Origin of the sequence: Enterococcus sp. DIV0800 (assembly GCF_050559735.1) — a bacterium.
Taxonomy (GTDB): Bacteria; Bacillota; Bacilli; order Lactobacillales; family Enterococcaceae; genus Enterococcus_A; species Enterococcus_A devriesei.
Genome location: NZ_CP187898.1, coordinates 2,173,957 through 2,192,335, shown reverse-complemented (window position 1 = coordinate 2,192,335; position 18,379 = coordinate 2,173,957). Strand labels below are relative to the sequence as shown.

At 43.5% G+C, this 18,379-nt stretch carries 14 protein-coding genes and 1 other annotated feature; of the genes, 8 read left to right on the top strand and 6 right to left on the bottom strand.

Translation table 11 applies throughout. The features are described 5' to 3' along the window. Positions 1-198: 198 nt before the first annotated feature. Genes IGI54_RS10485 through IGI54_RS10475 form a run of 3 tightly spaced genes read right to left on the bottom strand, consistent with a single transcriptional unit; the run spans position 199 to position 2,370 of the window. Positions 199-759, bottom strand: a complete 561-nt coding sequence (locus IGI54_RS10485) for a class I SAM-dependent methyltransferase (RefSeq protein WP_430620671.1) — start codon at positions 757-759, stop codon at positions 199-201. Further along, on the bottom strand, positions 734-1,714 hold the full coding sequence (locus IGI54_RS10480) for a TIGR01212 family radical SAM protein (protein WP_430620670.1): 981 nt from the start codon (positions 1,712-1,714) through the stop codon (positions 734-736). Before IGI54_RS10480 ends, IGI54_RS10485 begins: the two co-directional genes overlap by 26 nt. Then, positions 1,711-2,370 carry a phosphatase PAP2 family protein gene (locus IGI54_RS10475; RefSeq protein ID WP_430620669.1) on the bottom strand — a complete coding sequence of 220 codons (660 nt, stop codon included), beginning with the start codon at positions 2,368-2,370 and terminating at the stop codon, positions 1,711-1,713. The genes IGI54_RS10480 and IGI54_RS10475 overlap by 4 nt, the downstream gene beginning before the upstream one ends. A 180-nt stretch (positions 2,371-2,550) precedes the next feature. Beyond that, positions 2,551-2,740, top strand: a binding site (T-box leader). A 107-nt stretch (positions 2,741-2,847) separates the two neighbouring features. Between IGI54_RS10475 and leuS the strand changes: the two genes are divergently transcribed. Both leuS and IGI54_RS10465 read left to right on the top strand, forming a co-directional pair. Then, positions 2,848-5,361 carry a leucine--tRNA ligase gene (gene leuS / locus IGI54_RS10470; protein ID WP_216427876.1) on the top strand — a complete coding sequence of 838 codons (2,514 nt, stop codon included), beginning with the start codon at positions 2,848-2,850 and terminating at the stop codon, positions 5,359-5,361. A gap of 283 nt (positions 5,362-5,644) precedes the next feature. Next, positions 5,645-6,583 carry an NAD(P)H-dependent flavin oxidoreductase gene (locus IGI54_RS10465; RefSeq protein WP_430620668.1) on the top strand — a complete coding sequence of 313 codons (939 nt, stop codon included), beginning with the start codon at positions 5,645-5,647 and terminating at the stop codon, positions 6,581-6,583. A gap of 175 nt (positions 6,584-6,758) precedes the next feature. On the opposite strand, the gene IGI54_RS10460 is transcribed toward IGI54_RS10465, so the two are convergent. Continuing rightward, on the bottom strand, positions 6,759-8,285 hold the full coding sequence (locus tag IGI54_RS10460) for a UDP-N-acetylmuramoyl-L-alanyl-D-glutamate--L-lysine ligase (protein ID WP_430620667.1): 1,527 nt from the start codon (positions 8,283-8,285) through the stop codon (positions 6,759-6,761). A gap of 120 nt (positions 8,286-8,405) precedes the next feature. Here IGI54_RS10460 and IGI54_RS10455 point away from each other — a divergent pair, with 120 nt between their 5' ends. From IGI54_RS10455 to IGI54_RS10445, 3 genes are all read left to right on the top strand, one after another. Further along, entirely contained in the window at positions 8,406-10,043 is a 1,638-nt protein-coding gene (locus IGI54_RS10455; RefSeq protein WP_430620666.1) for a putative polysaccharide biosynthesis protein, read from the top strand. A gap of 410 nt (positions 10,044-10,453) precedes the next feature. Continuing rightward, complete coding sequence (locus IGI54_RS10450) at positions 10,454-11,053, top strand: LysM peptidoglycan-binding domain-containing protein (protein ID WP_430620665.1); 600 nt, start codon at positions 10,454-10,456, stop codon at positions 11,051-11,053. Positions 11,054-11,503: 450 nt separating this feature from the next. Continuing rightward, on the top strand, positions 11,504-12,637 hold the full coding sequence (locus IGI54_RS10445) for a 5-methyltetrahydropteroyltriglutamate--homocysteine S-methyltransferase (protein WP_430620664.1): 1,134 nt from the start codon (positions 11,504-11,506) through the stop codon (positions 12,635-12,637). A gap of 49 nt (positions 12,638-12,686) precedes the next feature. Here IGI54_RS10445 and IGI54_RS10440 read toward each other — a convergent pair whose 3' ends face one another. Further along, on the bottom strand, positions 12,687-13,538 hold the full coding sequence (locus IGI54_RS10440; RefSeq protein WP_430620663.1) for an RluA family pseudouridine synthase: 852 nt from the start codon (positions 13,536-13,538) through the stop codon (positions 12,687-12,689). A gap of 193 nt (positions 13,539-13,731) precedes the next feature. Here IGI54_RS10440 and IGI54_RS10435 point away from each other — a divergent pair, with 193 nt between their 5' ends. The 3 genes from IGI54_RS10435 (at position 13,732) to IGI54_RS10425 (ending at position 17,758) form a co-directional block, all read left to right on the top strand. After that, positions 13,732-15,933, top strand: a complete 2,202-nt coding sequence (locus IGI54_RS10435; RefSeq protein ID WP_430620662.1) for a PBP1A family penicillin-binding protein — start codon at positions 13,732-13,734, stop codon at positions 15,931-15,933. Between the two features lie 68 nt (positions 15,934-16,001). Beyond that, positions 16,002-16,343, top strand: coding sequence for a YlbF family regulator (locus IGI54_RS10430; RefSeq protein ID WP_071863117.1), 342 nt, complete (start codon positions 16,002-16,004; stop codon positions 16,341-16,343). A gap of 278 nt (positions 16,344-16,621) precedes the next feature. Beyond that, positions 16,622-17,758 carry a serine hydrolase domain-containing protein gene (locus tag IGI54_RS10425; RefSeq protein WP_430620661.1) on the top strand — a complete coding sequence of 379 codons (1,137 nt, stop codon included), beginning with the start codon at positions 16,622-16,624 and terminating at the stop codon, positions 17,756-17,758. Between the two features lie 344 nt (positions 17,759-18,102). Here IGI54_RS10425 and IGI54_RS10420 read toward each other — a convergent pair whose 3' ends face one another. After that, on the bottom strand, positions 18,103-18,285 hold the full coding sequence (locus IGI54_RS10420; protein WP_430620660.1) for a hypothetical protein: 183 nt from the start codon (positions 18,283-18,285) through the stop codon (positions 18,103-18,105). Positions 18,286-18,379 lie beyond the last annotated feature (94 nt).

Below are 18,379 nucleotides of genomic sequence, written 5' to 3'. Positions count from 1 at the left end.
TAGCTTATAGTATACGGACGGCTGAAGAGAAAGCAATTCTTATGCCTACAGGGGTTGCTAAATAGGAGCTGGGACATTAATTTGTCTCAGCTCCTATTTACGTATAAACGGTGGTGACAGAAGTAGCTTCTTCGGAACTAAGCCGAAATTTCTTGGAGCTGAACACTCTTGTCCTAACCTCGTTTTTTATGAGCCATTTTATGCGCGGGCTTCGACGCATAATAAAATGGGCGGGTTGTTTTTTTGATTGATGAATTGATAATTCAAGACGCTGTATTTTTCTTGCGGCAGGTTTTGGCAATAATTGAGAACTTCGTGTTTTTCGGCTTCACCGCCGGCATGACCATAATAGATCACTACGATCATGCGCCCACCGATAACTAAACGTTTTAAAATGGCATCCATTGCTTGCTTGGTTGTTTCAGGCAAGGTGATGATCTGTTTATTCCCCTTAGGTAAATAGCCGAGATTAAAGATTGCGCCTTTGATCGGTTGCTCTGCTGGAATTTTTTCTTCGATGGTTTCATGTCCAGCGAGATAAAGGGTCGTCCGATCAATGGTGGGACCTAATTTTGCCTGTGTATTCTTTAAGGCTTGTGCCTGAATATCAAAGCCATAGACATGACCGGTTGCTCCGACGAGCTCTGCTAAAAATAGCGTATCGTTGCCATTCCCCATCGTGGCGTCAATGACCTGATCGCCTGCTGTGATAATTTCTTTTAATAATTGATGACTAAAGCGTAAGGCTGTTAGTAGCATGCGTAAATTCACCTCGTAACGCAAATTTTCCTTGATAAGAATCGCGGCGAATCAATTCTTGGTCAATCGCGTTTAAGACTTCCCATTTTTTGAGACTCCACATTGGACCGACTAACGAAACCCACGGGGCATCGCCAGTTAAGCGATGAATAATGATGTCTTGCGGGATCATTTCTAATTGGTCGCAGATCACCGAGACGTAATCGTCTTTACTCATTAGCTGCAGCCGCCCTTCGGCATAATCTCGTAGCATCTTTGTGTTACGCATCAAATGAAGCAAATGTAGCTTGATTCCTTGAACATCGGAATCTAAAATCGTGCGCCGAACATTTTCCCGCATCATTTCTAATGATTCCCCCGGCAAGCCATTGATTAAATGGGTGCAAACATTGATATTGTGTTTTCGCAGACGAGCCACTGCATCTACATAGGTAGGATAGTCATGGGCGCGATTGATCAGGTCGCTAGTTTTTTCATAAGTCGTTTGCAAGCCAAGTTCGACCCATAAGTATAAGCGTTGATTCAATTCGGCCAAATAGTCTATGACTTCCGGCGGTAGACAATCCGGTCGTGTGCCGACAGACAAACCGACGACACCAGGAAGGCTCACGACTTGCTCGAAGCGTTCGCGAATCACCTCGACCGGTGCATGGGTATTGGTAAAGTTTTGAAAATAGACGATGTATTGATCGACGTGAGGCCACTTTTGGTGCATCATGTCGATTTCTTTATGGAATTGCTGCGGCAGCGGATCACTTGGGGCGACGATCATATCGCCGGAACCAGAGACACTGCAAAAGGTGCAGCCGCCGTGTGCGACGGTTCCGTCACGGTTGGGACAGTCAAAACCGCCGTCCACCGGTACTTTAAAAATTTTCCCGCCGAATTCTTGCCGCAGCGCGTAATTCCATGAATGATAGCGCTTGTTGTCATCGTCACTATAAGTAAAGGTCATTTTTTTCTCCTAATCGTTTGCAGATCGTAAACTAATTTTTTTGCTTTGTAATAAGGATAGGTAAATAAGAGCCAGCTGCTGCCAAATAAGAAGCCGGCTAGCACATCGCTGGGATAATGGACACCGAGATAGATCCGGCTGACGATGATGCTGAAGACCAGCAAGCCAAGCACGATCTGGACAAGCAAGCGAGGAACTTTTTCTTTAAAAAATAGTCCTGCCACAAAAATCAAGGTGCCGTACAACAAAGTGCTGGCGGTCGCGTGGCCGCTGGGAAAGCTAAAGCTGTGTTCCGTCACTAAATGAGGCAGGATCGTCGGCCGAGCACGGTGGAAGAACAACTTTAACAAATGGTTGCCGAGCCCGCTGATCAACACCATGCTCAATGCCAACCACAATGCCGTGATTTTTTGCTGATTGAAATAGAACAAAGCGACAAATACGATGGATAAAATCACCACGGTAATCGGATTGGCGAATTTTGTTACCCATAGAAAGTAGCCGTTCATTTGCGGGGACAACCCGTGAACCGCGTGAATGATCCCGCGGTCAAAGCCGTTTAGCGTCTCTGGATAAAAACGGATGATATAGCACAATGCCGCAAAAAACAGCAAGGTGAAACTGCCAGTTAATTGGTAGATGGATTTATTTTTCATAAAGTTATTTGATTCAACCTTTCTTTAGCTGAAGATTTATTTTTGATCCGCAAAACTTGCGAGTCGAACTGGGAACTATTATAACATGATTCCTAGCGGGGACAATTTTTTTGCGGCCTTCTTAAGGCGAATTCAATTGAATAATATTTTGGAATCTGCTAAGATAAAACTACTTTGAATATTATTGCTTGGAAGAGGAGTAGTAGAAGCGAACGCATTTCAGAGAGCGCACGGGGCTGAGAGTGTGCATGCGGACATTCGAACTTACCTTGGAGCATGATCGATTGATCCGGCTAGAGACCGTTAGCTCTTTAGAGGTCTGTCATCGACAGATAAAAATAGGTGGTACCACGTTGATAACGTCCTATGAAAGTTCTTTTTGAGCTTTCGTAGGGCGTCTTATTTTTATTCAATGGTTGGCTGATTCCACCGGATGATTAATGTATACAAATAAGTTCATATATTAGGAGGCGCAACATGAGTTACGAGCACAAAACGATTGAAAAAAAATGGCAAAAATACTGGGCGAAGCACAATGTGTTTAATACCCAAGATGATCCGGAGAAACCAAAATTTTATGCCTTGGATATGTTTCCTTATCCATCTGGTCAAGGCTTACACGTAGGGCATCCGGAAGGGTATACAGCGACAGACGTGATTGCACGCTTAAAACGGGCACAAGGCTATAATGTGTTGCATCCAATGGGTTGGGATGCTTTTGGTTTGCCGGCGGAGCAATATGCGTTAGATACAGGCAATGACCCAGCGGAATTTACAAAGAAAAACATCGAGACTTTCAAGCGTCAAATCAATTCACTTGGGTTTAGCTATGATTGGAATCGTGAGATCAATACAACGGACCCTGAGTATTATAAATGGACCCAATGGATCTTCGAACAAATGTATGAAAAGGGCTTAGCTTATGAAGCAGAAGTTCCGGTTAACTGGGTACCTGAATTAGGCACCGTTATTTCTAATGAAGAAGTGATCGATGGCAAGAGCGAACGGGGCGGCTATGATGTCATTCGCAAACCGATGCGTCAATGGATGTTGAAGATCACAGCTTATGCGGATCGTTTACTAGATGACTTAGACGCGCTAGATTGGCCGGAAAGTATCAAAGATATGCAACGAAATTGGATCGGTCGTTCGATCGGTGCGAATGTGTCTTTCAAGATTGAAGATAGCGAAGAAAGCTTTACCGTCTTTACGACTCGTCCGGATACATTGTTCGGTGCAACTTATGCAGTCTTGGCACCAGAATTAGACTTGGTCCAAAAAATCACAACGCCTGAACAAAAAGCGGCGGTTGATGCTTACATTGATGAAGCATCGAAAAAATCGGAATTGAATCGGACGGATTTAGCCAAAGAAAAAACCGGTGTCTTCACTGGCGCTTATGCCATCAATCCAGTCAACGGCGAAAAAATGCCGATCTGGATCGGAGATTATGTCTTGGCTTCTTATGGAACCGGCGCTATCATGGCGGTTCCCGCTCATGACGAGCGGGACTATGAATTCGCGAAAACATTTGGCCTACCAATCGTGCCTGTTTTAGCAGGCGGCGACGTCGACAAAGAAGCCTTTACTGGCGACGGTACTCATATCAATTCTGAATTCTTAGATGGCTTGAATAAACAAGAGGCTATCGATCAAATGGTCGCTTGGCTAGAAGAACACGAATGTGGCAAAAAAGAAATCAGCTACCGTTTACGTGACTGGTTGTTCTCTCGTCAACGTTATTGGGGCGAACCGATCCCCGTGATCCATTGGGAGGACGGAACGACCGGCTTAGTACCTGATTACGAATTGCCGTTGGAACTGCCAAAAACCACAGACATCAAACCAAGTGGTACAGGAGAATCACCGTTAGCGAATATCGACGAATGGGTCAACGTGGTTGATCCAATCACCGGGAAAAAAGGGCGCCGTGAAACCAATACGATGCCACAATGGGCCGGCAGCTCATGGTATTACTTGCGCTTTATCGATCCTCATAATAAGGAAGCTTTAGCAGATTATGAAAAACTAGAACGCTGGATGCCAGTCGATCTTTATATCGGTGGAGCAGAACACGCGGTGTTGCATTTATTGTATGTTCGCTTCTGGCATAAATTCTTGTATGATATCGGTGTAGTGCCAACAGATGAACCATTCCAAAAATTATACAACCAAGGAATGATCTTAGGACAAAGCTTCCGTGACAGCCGTGGCGCATTAGTCCCAACCAATAAAGTCGAAAAACGCGACGGCAAATGGTTCAGCGTTGAAACGGGAGAAGAACTAGAAGAAGCGCCAGCGAAGATGAGTAAATCATTGAAGAATGTCGTGAACCCTGATGATGTCGTAGAAAAATATGGCGCAGATACCTTGCGGATGTATGAAATGTTCATGGGCCCATTGGACGCTTCGATTCCTTGGAGCGAAAATGGCTTAGAAGGCTCACGTAAATTCTTGGATCGGGTATGGCGTTTGATCGTCGATGAAAATGGCAAAATGCGTGATCATATCACCACCTTAAACGACGGTTCGTTGACGAAAGTCTACAATCAAACGGTTAAAAAAGTTACCGAAGATATGGAACACTTGCATTTGAATACCGCAATCTCTCAGTTGATGGTCTTTGTGAACGATGCCTATAAAGCTGAAGCGTTAACCTATGAATATGTTGAAGGCTTCGTCCAATTACTAGCACCGATCGCTCCCCATATCGCCGAAGAATTGTGGGCGATCCTAGGACACGAAGGCGGGATTTCTCATGTGGCTTGGCCAACCTATGACGAGGAAGCTTTGATTGAAAATGAGATCGAAGTTATTCTGCAAGTCAACGGCAAAGTCCGTTCAAAAGCGATGGTAGCTGTCGATCTAGCTAAAGATGAATTAGAAAAACTAGCAATGGCAGATGAACATATCCAACGCAACCTCGAAGGCAAAACGATTCGTAAAGTGATCGTGGTGCCGAATAAATTAGTCAATATCGTAGCCAATTAAAGAATTAGAGGTTGGGACAGAAGTGTTCGGCTTCAAGAAATTTCGGCTTTTTTCCGAAGAAGCTACTTCTGTGACACCGTTTATACGGGAATAGGAGCTGAGACAATTAATGTCCCAGCTCCTTTTTGACCTTATAAAGCAAGGATAAAATTTTCACCTAAATAAATCGTTTTATAGCAGGTAGATCGATGTCTGGCTTCATGAACTAGCTTTAGCTGAGGGAGGTCGCGAAAGCCTTTCTTAATTTTGAAAAAAATATTTCTTGGCCTGAAATTATGCTAGCATGAAGAAAACGGAAAAGAGGGATTTGATGGCACCATTAACGGAGTTGTTAGGGATTCAATACCCGATCTTGCAAGGGGCGATGGCTCATATTGCCCGTTGTCCATTGGTCGGCGCAGTTTCTGAAGCGGGGGGACTGGGAATTATCGCTGCTGGCGGTTTAAGCGGGACAGAACTACGAGAACAAATTCGTAAGACACAGCAACAGACGAAAAAAACATTTGCGGTGAATTTGATGCTGCAAATGCCAAGCATCGCGGAACAGGTGGAGGTTTTGATCGAAGAAGACGTTAAGATCGTCACCACCGGAGCCGGCACTCCAAAACCTTATATGGAAGCATTGAAGCAGGCGGGGGTCAAAGTTTTTCCGGTCGTACCGTCAGTGAAGCTGGCGCAAAAAATGGAACAGCTGGGAGCAGACGGTGTGATCGCCGAAGGAATGGAAGCCGGCGGACATATTGGTGAAACTACGACAATGACTTTACTGCCGCAAGTAACGCAGACGGTGAAGATTCCGGTGATCGCCGCTGGCGGGATCGGTGATGGTCGCGGTATGGCAGCGGCTTTTGCGTTAGGCGCACAAGGAATTCAAATGGGAACGGTCTTTTTAACCGCTAAGGAATGTCCAATTCACGAAAATTATCGACAAGCGATTATTCAAGCGGATGATACCGCAACTACTGTGATTCGCAACCAAGCAGGTGGAGCGCTGCGAGGCTTGAAAAATGCATTGACGCAAGCCTATCTGGAAGAGCCAACGAAGGATATCTTTTCATTAGCAGCGTTAAAGCGGGCCGCCGATGATGGAGAAATCCAGCAAGGAATGGTAATGGCTGGTCAAGTTGCCGGTCTTTTGGCAGAAGTAAGATCTGCACAAGAAATTATCGAAACGATTTACAAGGAAGCAGTAGCAATCAGTCGAAACAGTGGGATAAAGTAAAAGGAGCTGGGACATTAATTTGTCTCAGCTCCTATTCCCGTATAAACGGTGTGACAGAAGTAGCTTCTTCGGAAATAAGCCGAAATTTTACAAAAATTTGAGGAGCACCAAGTAGGAACACTCAACATCAACGCTAGAAGCGGTGTGTTTCCTAGTCATTTTCGGAAATTCCTTCTTATTTCTTGAAGCTAAACACTTCTGTCCCACCCTCTTTGATAAATGCTTCTGCTAAATGATAGTCGCCTTCATAAGGAAGATTTTCTCCATGGACAGTCATATATTTGTCGGTCCCTTTGCCGGCTAGGATGATCGCGTCATTGGGTCCGGCTTGTTTGATGGCTGCTTCAATCACTGCTTTGCGGTCAGCCTCAAAGCGAACGACCACGTGTGGATTATTAATGGCTTGCTGAATTTCTTCGGCGATCTTTTCAGGCGCTTCGAAATTTGGGTCGTCGCTAGTCAAAAGTGCCACGTCGGCATATTCACCAATAGCTTGGCCTAAACCTGCGCGCCGGGACTCAGCCTTATTGCCAGTCGAACCGGTGATTACGACGATCTTGCCGTCTGGATGCTGTTCTTTGGCGAAGGACAGCAGTGATTTCATACTTAAATAATTATGGGCGTAATCAACATAGATATGAGCGCCGTTAGGTTTTAATAAAAGATTCATGCGACCGGGAACTAAGGCTTTAGCCAAGCCTTGGCGCCCTGCTTGTTGATCAGCACCGACTAAGGCACTGGCGATCAAAGCGGCTGCGGCATTTTCTTTATTGAAATCGCCAGCTAATAAAATTTCATAATCGCCGTCTAATTGCAGCCGATCCGTTTTACTAGTTAAGGCGAAGGCCAAAGGATGTTCCAACGGCTGAACGTGGTAATCGGCTTCCTCGTTGCCGTAAGTAATGACCGGCAGCGACTGTTTTGCAGCCAGTTCTTGTAATAAATCAAAATGATCGATCTCATTTTGCAAAATGACTTGGCGGGAATTAGCGACTAATTGACGTTTACAATAGAAGTAATCTTCAAAGGTCGGATGTTCGATGGGACCAATATGATCCGGTGAGATATTTAAAAAGATTCCGACATCAAAGGTAAGCCCATAGACTCGCGCCACTTTATAGGCTTGGGAAGAGACTTCCATGACTAAGTGAGTCATGCCGTTTTCTACTGCTTCGGCCATCATGCGATACAAGTCTAACGATTCCGGGGTAGTTAATTTTGATTTGAAAAAAGTCACGCCGTCTAAGGTTGTATTCAAAGTAGATAAAAGAGCAGTCTTTTTATTCGTCGCAAGATCTAAGATTTGTTTCGTAAAATAGGCCACCGTTGTTTTACCTTTAGTACCGGTGATACCAATTAGTTGTAATTTTTTTTGCGGATAATCGTAAAAGGCCATACTCAAGACAGCCAAAGCTTTGCGAATGTCCGTTACGATGATCGCTAAGTCTGCCGGTACTTCGTAAGGCTGTTCGGCGATGTAACAAGTCAGCCCCGCGCTGAGTGCTTGTTCGAGATAGCTTTGTTGGAAGTTATTGCCTTTACAAAAAAATAAAGTGTCTTGATCGACTGCTCGTGAGTCGTAGGAAATAGCTTCAAAGTTTTTTTCTAAGGGAGCTGTCAACGTCCACTGTGTCGGCGTGATGAACTCTCGTAATAAATGTTCTTCTTCAAGGATTTGTTGAATTTGGGTAAGTGTCAGCATGTCGAGACCTCCATAATAATAGTCTAGGCTATTATAGCATAGCTGAGAACAGAAAAAGTAAAGAGTGATTGTCATGGGAACGATTTCGTTTTACTATAGAGTAATGAATAGGAGGAGACCATGAAAAAGACACGACCGAGCGATCTAAGCTACCAAGAAAAAATGATCCAAGGCTCTGCTTGGCTTTCGGTAGGAAGTATTTTTTCCCGCTTGATCGGCGCAATTTATATTATTCCGTGGTACGCCTGGATGGGAGAAAAAGCCCGTGCGGCAAATGGATTATTCAATATGGGCTATACCTTTTATGCGTTGTTTATGATGATCTCCACGGCGGGATTGCCTGGAGCGATCGCCAAGCAAGTCGCCCGCTACAATTCCCTAGGAGAATATCGCACGAGCCGCCGTTTATTGATTAAAGCATTGCAGGTTACGGCGATCTTAGGCATCATTTTTGGTGGGCTAATGTTTTTATCCGCCCCATTGTTAGCGCAATTATCTGGCGGCGGCCAAGCCTTGATCCCGGTGATCCAGTCTTTGAGTATCGCGGTGATTGCTTTTCCTTGTATGAGCGTCTTACGAGGCTATTTTCAAGGCCAGCAGGATATGCGGCCGTCAGCGATCTCGCAAGTCGTGGAGCAGGTTATTCGCGTCGTCTATATGCTGTTGAGCGTTTTTATTATTATGAAGGTGCTAGATGGCGATTATTTAAATGCGGTGATTCAATCGACCTTCGCAGCGGCGGTGGGGATGATCGGCGCTTATGGGGTCTTGCTGTTTTATTGGTTCAAGGACCGAGAACGTAGTGATTTGCAGCTGAATTATAGTTTGAATAAGGTGACCATCGACACGAAAAAACTATTGCTGGAAACGGTGCGGCAAGCAATTCCATTTATTTTATTAGGCGGCGGGATCACTTTTTATAAACTAATTGACCAAGTGACCTTTATCCATACGATGGATGCCAATACGAATTACAGTCACAAACAATTAGTTGATCTCTATGCCTTGTTTAGTGCCAATCCAGACAAATTGACAATGGTGGTAGTCGCGTTAGGAACCTCTTTGGCATTGACTAGCTTGCCGATGCTGACCGAATTATTTACCCAGCGGAGACGGCCGGAGCTGGCCAAGCTGGTGAATACCAATATTCAATTATTCGCCTTTATTATGTTGCCGGCTATCACAGGCATGATCCTGCTGGCCTATCCGCTAAATACCGTCTTTTATTCCGCGGATGTTTTAGGAAGTAAAATCTTAGTTGTTGCCTGTATTACTGGATTGATCTCAGCCTTGTTTATGATGTTGTCCACCACGCTACAAGGAATCTCACATAGTCGCATCGCGGTGCGCTATTGGTTGGCTGGTTTATTGCTAAAAGTGGTGATCCAAGTGCCATTGATCCAGCTGTTTGAGGTTTACGGTCCCTTACTGGCGACGGCTATCAGTCTAAGCCTGACCTGCGGCTTGTCGCTTTGGAAGTTGCGCAAAGTCGTGCGGGCAAATTATCATTTAGCCTTTCGTCGTTGTGTTTTGATGCTGATTTTGACAGTGTTGATGCTGATCGTTGCGTTAATCGTGCGACAAGTCAGCTATTTAGTTTTAGACCCAGCATCTCGGGGTCAAGCGTTGATTGCATGTTTATTGACGGCTGGAGTAGGCGGCTGGGTTTATTTCTATTTGACGCTGAAGATTCGGTTAGTCGATAAATTAGTGGGACCACAAGGGAAAAAATGGCGACATCGATTAAGAATAAAATAAGAAATACTTCTGCTTGCTATGGTGAGTGGAGGTATTTTTTTGTTATAAAGTCTTATTGGAATTCAAATATCAAAAAAAATATTTGCAAAATAATTCAAAAAAAACAGTGGCGGCCTCTTAAGTTTCATTACAAAAAGATTTCAATGTTGCTGAAAATAATTTTTGTAACACAAGAAGAAAACAGTTATAAATGCTATAAAACGTTTGGTATCAAGATATTCTTCAGTAGTAAATAAAAATAATATATTTCAAAGTGACACACGAAGAGAAGTTTTGTTACATTGTTTCATATTATTGTAATGAATTGTCACAATAATATTACCCATGAAATACAAAAGGATGATAAAGTAGCTCTCGTAGTCAATAAGACAGAAGAAAAAGACAAGATGAAAATCGGAGGAAGTTATATAATGAAATTAGGGAAAACAGTTCTTTTTAGTACAGTATTAGCAGCAGGCGCAGGGTTAGCGATGGGAGCTACAGATGCACATGCTTCAGAAACTTATACTGTTCAATCAGGCGATACGTTATCAAAAATCTCTCACAAATTTGCTGGGAATGATAGCTTAGTTAATACTATCGCTAAAGCAAACAAAATTTCTAATGTAAATATGATCTTTGCAGGTCAAGAATTGACCATCGATGGTGACGCAAAAGCTGAAGCAGCTCCTGCACAAGAAACAAAGGCAGCAGCACCAGTACAACAAGCGGCTCCTGTGCAACAAACACAAGCAGCGCCAGTACAACAAACAACACCAGTTCAAGAAACACAAGCAGCTCCTGCAGGAAATTCTTCTTCAGCTAAAGAATGGATCGCACAACGCGAATCAGGCGGCTCTTACTCAGCAACAAACGGCCAATACATCGGACGTTACCAATTGTCAGCTTCATACTTAAATGGTGACTACTCTGAAGCAAACCAAGAACGTGTAGCTGATCAATATGTGACTTCTCGCTACGGTTCATGGGAAGGCGCTCAATCTTTCTGGCAAGCAAACGGCTGGTACTAAGATAAAAATAAGTTGAACACTCAAGTCCTTACGACTTGGGTGTTTTTTTAAGTAGAATAGAGAACTTTTTACAAAAAACACTTGACAATCTTTAAATAAAATGTGAATATAATGAGCAAATAATGAAGCATTGAAGAGAAGAGTAATTGATGAGTCAGCGAGTACAGAGACCTCGAAGGGTGAGAACGAGGATTGCGAAAGTCAATGAAGATGAGCTCTGAGCATTTTGTTTCGTTCACGCGGAGCAAACGGGAAGCGACCGATATATCGCCGGGTATCAACAGGTACCGTTGAGGCATTATCCGTGAGGATGATGTAAACAAGGGTGGTATCACGAAAACATTCGTCCCTTTATTTGTTGCAGTAGCAATAGGTAAAGGGATGGGTGTTTTTTTATTGTTCAGAATTTTGTTCTTCGATGCAAAAAAAGAAAAACTGGAGGAATTTTTTATGACTAAACGTACAACATCACCTTTTCGCTTTGACATCGTAGGCAGCTTTTTACGACCGGAGGAATTAAAGTCGGCACGAGCAGACTTTGAAGCGGGAGAACTCACTCAAACCGCTCTGACTAAAATTGAAGATGCTGCAATTATCGATCTCATTCATAAGCAGGAAAAAATTGGGTTAAAGGCTGTTACTGATGGTGAGTTCCGTCGCAGCTGGTGGCATTTAGATTTCTTCTGGGGACTTCAAGGTGTTGAATTTTTTGTTCCTGAGCATGGATACTTTTTTCATGGCGAAGAGACACGTCCGGGAACAGTCATTGTTACCGGAAAGATTTCAGGCGAAAAACATCCCTTCGTCGAGCACTTTAAATTTACCCGGACGCACACGAGTGAGGGGATCGAGGTCAAACAAACGATTCCTGCTCCGGCTCAAATTTTGGTGGAACTATTACGACCGGATGTACTTCCTAAAGTTCGTCAAGTTTATCCCGACAACGAAAGCTTGATCGAAGACATTGTCACAGCCTATCGCCAAGTAATCGCTGATTTATATGCCGCCGGCGCTCGCACGATTCAGTTGGATGATTGTACTTGGGGTGTTCTAGTGGCTCCGTTGCCGGCTGGTTTTATCTCAGAGGATGAGAAGCCGGAAAAAGTTGTCCGTCAAGAATTAGCACAGCTGTATTTGGAAATCAATAATGCGGTTTTAGTGGATCAGCCGGAAGATTTAACATTGAACACCCATGTGTGCCGGGGAAATTATCACTCAACGTGGGCAGCCAGCGGCGGATATGAAGACGTGGCGGAGCCCTTATTCACTGATGAACAGGTCGATGCTTATTACTTAGAATATGATAGCGAACGCTCTGGCGGTTTCGAGCCTTTGGCGAAGGTTACAGGAGCGAAGAAAGTCGTTCTTGGGCTAATTACTTCAAAAGATGGGAACCTCGAAGCGCGGGAACAAGTCATTGCTCGCATTCATGAGGCCGCTCAGTATCTGCCGTTAGATCGTTTGTACTTAAGTCCGCAATGCGGCTTCGCTTCAACGGAAGAAGGAAACATTTTAACAGAAGAGCAGCAATGGAAAAAAATTGCGTTGATTAAAGAAATTGCTGAAGAAGTTTGGAAGGATTAATTAAAAGGCTGAGACAGATTTTGTCTCAGCTTTTTAATTAGAACTACTTTTACCACAGTCCTGGCAACGCTTGAACTGTGATTTTTTGATTGGTAAAGGGGTGGATCAGATGCAGCTCAAAGGCGTGGAGCATCAAACGTCCATGGGGATTTTTACTGTACAGAGGATCACCAACTAAAGGATGTCCGATACTGGCAAGATGGACCCGGATTTGATGGGTTCGGCCAGTTTCTAGCTGGCAATAAACGGCGGTTTGCTTGTTTAATTGGTGAGCGACGGTCACATGAGTCACTGCCGACTTGCCGCCTTTTGGATCGATCCGTCGTTTGCGTCGATCGTGGCGGTCGCGTCCAATTTTTTGATTGATGGTCTGATCGTTTTTGAGAACGCCATGAACGATTGCTTGATAGCGACGATAGATTTTTTTCTGTTCTAACAAACGGCCTAAAATAGGTAATACAAACGGATTTTTAGCAAACAAAATCGCGCCGCTAGTTTCTTTGTCTAAGCGGTGAACGACATGGGGCTGCGTGTTCGGTGCTAAATAAGCGGCTAAATGGTTTAATAAGGTATCTGTTTCCTCCGGCTGATTTGGATGAGTCTTCATACCGGCTGGTTTATTGACGATGATCAAATGCTCATCTTCAAAGAGAACGTGGATTTTTTTCTTATTGCCTAAGCTGATGTGTCGTTCAGGATAATCACTTGCTTCAACAGTGATACCGATGATATCGCCGGGATGAACCGGCATTTGGAAATGACATAGCTCGCCATTGACAGTGATTCCTTTGCGGGTCCGAATAAAATGGCGAACTTTTCTAGGTACCAGCCATTCGTTTTCTAATAAGTCTTTGACGGTCATTTCAGTAAAATCATCAGGCAGAGTCATGGTAAAGTTCATCAGGTTACTCCTTGTAAAAATTTCATTGGACTTATTGTATCACTTTTAACGGATATTTAAGAAAAAAGACAGTAATTCCTTGAGGTGTCATGCTAAAATAGCTCCATGTGTGTATCGGTCTCAAGCCCCACGCGGCGAGAGGAAGATTTATGGTACACTGTGTCTGAATTTTGTAGAGAATGGAGATCGAAAAATGGATTTTCAGGAATTTTGGCGCAAGTTTAAAGATGGCGCAAAAGTTTTTTGGCGACAGTTTCGCAGCGGGACCAAAACCTTTTGGCAATGGATCAAGCCTTACTTGATTCGTTTTCATCACTGGCGCAAACGTATTTGGAAAAAATACCATATTAATAAAATTTTGCTCTTATTAACGTTAGTCGTTGTTTTAGTCATGAGTGTCTATTTATTTATTTTAGCGAAATCAGTGGACGTTGAAACATTACAATCGAGTCTGAAACAATCCACCGTCGTCTATGACGAAAAAAATGAACAGGCCGGTAGTCTTTACGGACAAAAGGGAACTTATGTGGAGAGTGATCAGATTTCCCAAAATTTAAAAGATGCCGTCGTCTCCACTGAGGACCGCAACTTTTATAATCACCATGGGTTTGACATCAAAGGGATCGCACGGGCGGCTTTAGGACTAGTCACCTCTGGGCATATTACCGGTGGCGGAAGTACCATCACCCAGCAGCTGGCGAAAAATGCCTACTTGAGTCTCGATCAAACGTTGGAACGAAAGGCCAAAGAAATTTTTATGGCGATCGAGATTGAAAAGAAATACGATAAAGATCAAATTTTAACGATGTATCTGAACAACGCCTATTTTGGGAATGGTGTCTGGGGCGTGCAAGACGCTGCCCGGAAGTATTTTGGGGTAGATGCCAACCAAGTGACTGTCGGCGAAGCGGCAACAATCGCGGGAATGCTGAAGGGTCCGGGGATTTACAATCCGATCGATCATTTAGATAATGCGATCAACCGACGAAACACGGTACTGTCGGTGATGGTGGAAAATGGCAAATTGACTCAAGAACAGGAAAATCAGGCGAAAGCCACTGATCTTGGCTCGGAGCTGAGTGATACTTATACCTCTGCGGATGCAGGTTATCGTTATCCTTCTTATTTTGACGCGGTGATCGATGAAGCAGTGGAAAGATATGGCATGTCGGAAAAGGATTTACTGAACAAAGGCTATAAAATCTATACCTCATTAGATCAGGATTATCAAAAGCAAATGGAAGCTGTCTATCAAAATAATGCAAACTTCCCAGCCGATGCCGCAGATGGGGCGATGCCGCAATCTGCTTCAGTAGCCTTGGACCCTAAAACCGGCGGCGTCCAAGCATTGGTGGGTCGACGGGGCGAGCATATTTTCCGCAGCTATAATTTTGCGACTCAGATGCAACGTTCACCAGGTTCAACGATGAAACCGTTAAGTGTCTATTCGCCAGCGCTAGAATCTGGCTACAAGCCTGACAGTATCTTAAAAGACGAGCCTCAGTCCTATTACAAAGCGAAAAACTACGATGGCACCTATCAAGGCGAATCACCGATGTATCAAGCAGTAGCGCAGAGCTTAAACTTGCCAGCAGTATGGCTATTGCATGAGATAGGGTTGAACAAAGGCTACAATAAAGCAGAAGAATTTGGCATTCCTTTAAGCAAATCAGATAAATATTATGGTCTAGCGTTAGGTGGTTTGGAAAAAGGTACGTCACCGATGCAAATGGCAGCCGCTTATGGTGCTTTTGCTAATCAAGGCCGAGTGTATCAGCCGCACTTAGTAACGAAAATCATAGATTCTACTGGTGCTGTTTTAGTCGACAATAGCTCACCGAAATATGATCAAGTTATCTCGAAAGAAGTCGCCAATGAAATGACCAGTATGCTGTTAGGCACTTTTTCAAACGGAACAGCTGCACAAGCTGCACCTGCTGGCTTCACTGTTGCCGGCAAGACCGGGACAACCGAAACCAACTTTGATGCGAATAAAGTCAACGACCAATGGATTATTGGTTATACACCAAATGTCGTGATCTCAACTTGGTTAGGTTTCGAAAAAGTTAGCGAGACGCATTATTTAAGCGGTACGAGCGGTTCGGAGGTCGGTCAGGTCTTCAAGGCGGAGGCAGAATCGATCTTGCCATACGCCGGACAATATTCCTTTGATGTAGCGGATGCCTATGCGACCGGTGGAAAAGTTGTGGCTGCCGATCAAGTCAATCAAAATGGTCAAGATGTGGATACGAACAAGTGGCGCGAAGAATTGAAAGATATTGGCGGCAAGGCCAGTGAAGGAGCAGCGAGCTTCTTTGAAAAAGCCAAGGAAGGCGCCAATAAGTTAAAAGAAAAAGGCCAAGAATTGTGGCGTCAGTACCAACCAGGAAATTAGGGTATGAACCCGTTTCCATTCATGTTACAATAAAAAAGTAACTTTTATAGAAAATGAGGGATTAAATAATGGCAAATATTTACGATTCAGCAAACGGATTAGAACGTGAAATCCGTGAACTACCAGAATTCAAATCTTTAGAAGAAGCATTCGCAGAACTTAAGAAAAATGAAGCAGCATACGCAGCCTTCAAGGACTTCCAAGCTTTCCAACAAAGCTTGCAAGAAAAACAAATGCGCGGCGAAGATTTTAGCGATGAAGATGCTGAAAAAGCACAAGCGTTAGCAGAAAAAGTTCAACAAGAAGAATTGATCAACGAATTAATGGTGAAGGAACAAGCCTTCAGCGTGATCGTCAATGACTTGAACCGTATCATTATGACGCCGATCCGTGAATTGTACGAAGGATAATTGAATAGTAGAAAAAGAGTTTGTGACCATTTAGGGTTACAAACTCTTTTTGAATTATTAAGGGACTATAAATTTTTTACCATTGAAAAGACTGAATCACCAGCGCTAGCAGTGGCCTACTTAGCGCACGAGCTTGTTCGCTTATTGCTAAAAAAAGCTGAAGGAGTTCGCGCCGTCGTTCTTACGAACAATATTGTAAGGTGAGGAAAAAGACCAGAAATTTTACTTGGAACTTGCTATACTTCCAACTATAAGGCTATAAGGACGGCGAGTGAAAAATGAAAAAAAGTATTTTGGTGGTGGCAACGGCTGTTATCGTGATAGCAGGCGGCATGATTTGGTACACCCAAGGAACGAGTCACGAAACAGAGAAGGCTGTCTCAGCGGACACAGCAAAAGCTTCGAGCAGCTCAACGATAAAAGAAACCGTAGAATCGATTGAACCGAAAAAAATCCCAAAAGTTACGTTGCCAGTGACGGACAACCAAGAATTAGATGCCTTCTTAAAGGGACAGCGTTTTTCCGGGACAGCTTTGGTAATTCGAAAAGGTCAGGTTATTTTGAATCAATCTTATGGTCTGGCGAATCAGGAAAAACAAATAAAAAATACGACTACCACTCGCTATTATATTGGTTCTACCCAAAAGGCGATCATCGCAACCGCAATTTTACAATTAGAGCAGGCCGGCAAGCTAAGCATCAATGATCCGATAGCCAAATATTTGGCTAATTTTCCGAACGGACAGCAAATCACCTTGCAAAATCTTTTGAACCACACCAGTGGACTGACTGGACGGAAAGAAGGCAGTGAAAAGATTTTACCGCAAAGGATCGTGGAAGAGATCGAAGCAGCCGGCAGTGACTCGGCGATTGGAACTTGGCATTATTCAGACAGTAATTATGCCGTGTTGGCTTATTTGGTGCAACAGCTCAGTCATCAAAGTGTCGCCGAATATGTCCAAGCTAATATTTTTAAGCCTGCGAATATGCAAGATTCCGGCTTTTATCAAAGTACCGATCCAATCGAAAATTTAGCAGAGAGCTATAAAGAAAAAAATGGTCAAGTCGAAAAGGCGGAGCTACCAGATCTTTCTCAATTATTCGGAGCAGGTGATATCTACACGACAGCGACGGATTTTTATTTATTCGATCAAGCTTTGATGCAAGGAAAGTTGATCAATCCAGCGGAGCGAGAAAAAATGCTGACAGCCGGCAGTGACTCGACTTATGGAATGGGTTTTTATGTCAATCCCGGCAGCTATTCTAGTCATGGTGTATTGGGCGGCTTCAATACCATCAATACTTTTACTCATACCGGATTGACGGAGATCATTTTGTTAGCGAACACGAATCAAGTCGACTCCTTAGGTCAAACCGCGGATCATATTTATGAAGTATTGAATCAAATGGAATAAAAAAGTTAGAAACAGTCACTCGTTAGGAGCGGCGTTTCTAACTTTTTTGACTATAAAGAAAGGATAAAATTTTCAAATGAATAAATCGCTTTACGGCAGGCACATTCATGTCCGGCTTCACGAACTAGCTTTATCGGCAATAAGCCAAACGATTGCGAAATTTGAGCAGCACCAAGTAGAAACTGTCAACGTAAAAATTAAAACTTTGTGTTTCTCAGTCATTTATCAAAAGTTTGGTCTGATTGCTCAGCTGACTCCTAATTAGGGAATCATTTTTCTACTCTCAATAAAGCAAGCAGAAAAACTGGCAAAAAGCTGAGGGAGTTCGCGAAAGCCTTTCTTACTTAAAAGAATTTTTTGAATTGATCCATCAACCCGTCAAATTTTCCTGACTTCAATAGTACTTTGGCTTTGTCATAGTAATCGCCTAATTCATCTTTATGGTCCTCGATAAACTCTTTGGTTTTCTCGATATTTCCTTCATTCAATAGTTCTTTGATTTTCTTAACCAGTTCGTCTTTGTTCATCTGTCTCGCTCCTTTTTTATGCTTTTATTTTAGTTGATTATGCTTTTTTTTTCGAGGATTTGCTATTCCAATATCTTCAGTGAAAGACGAACAA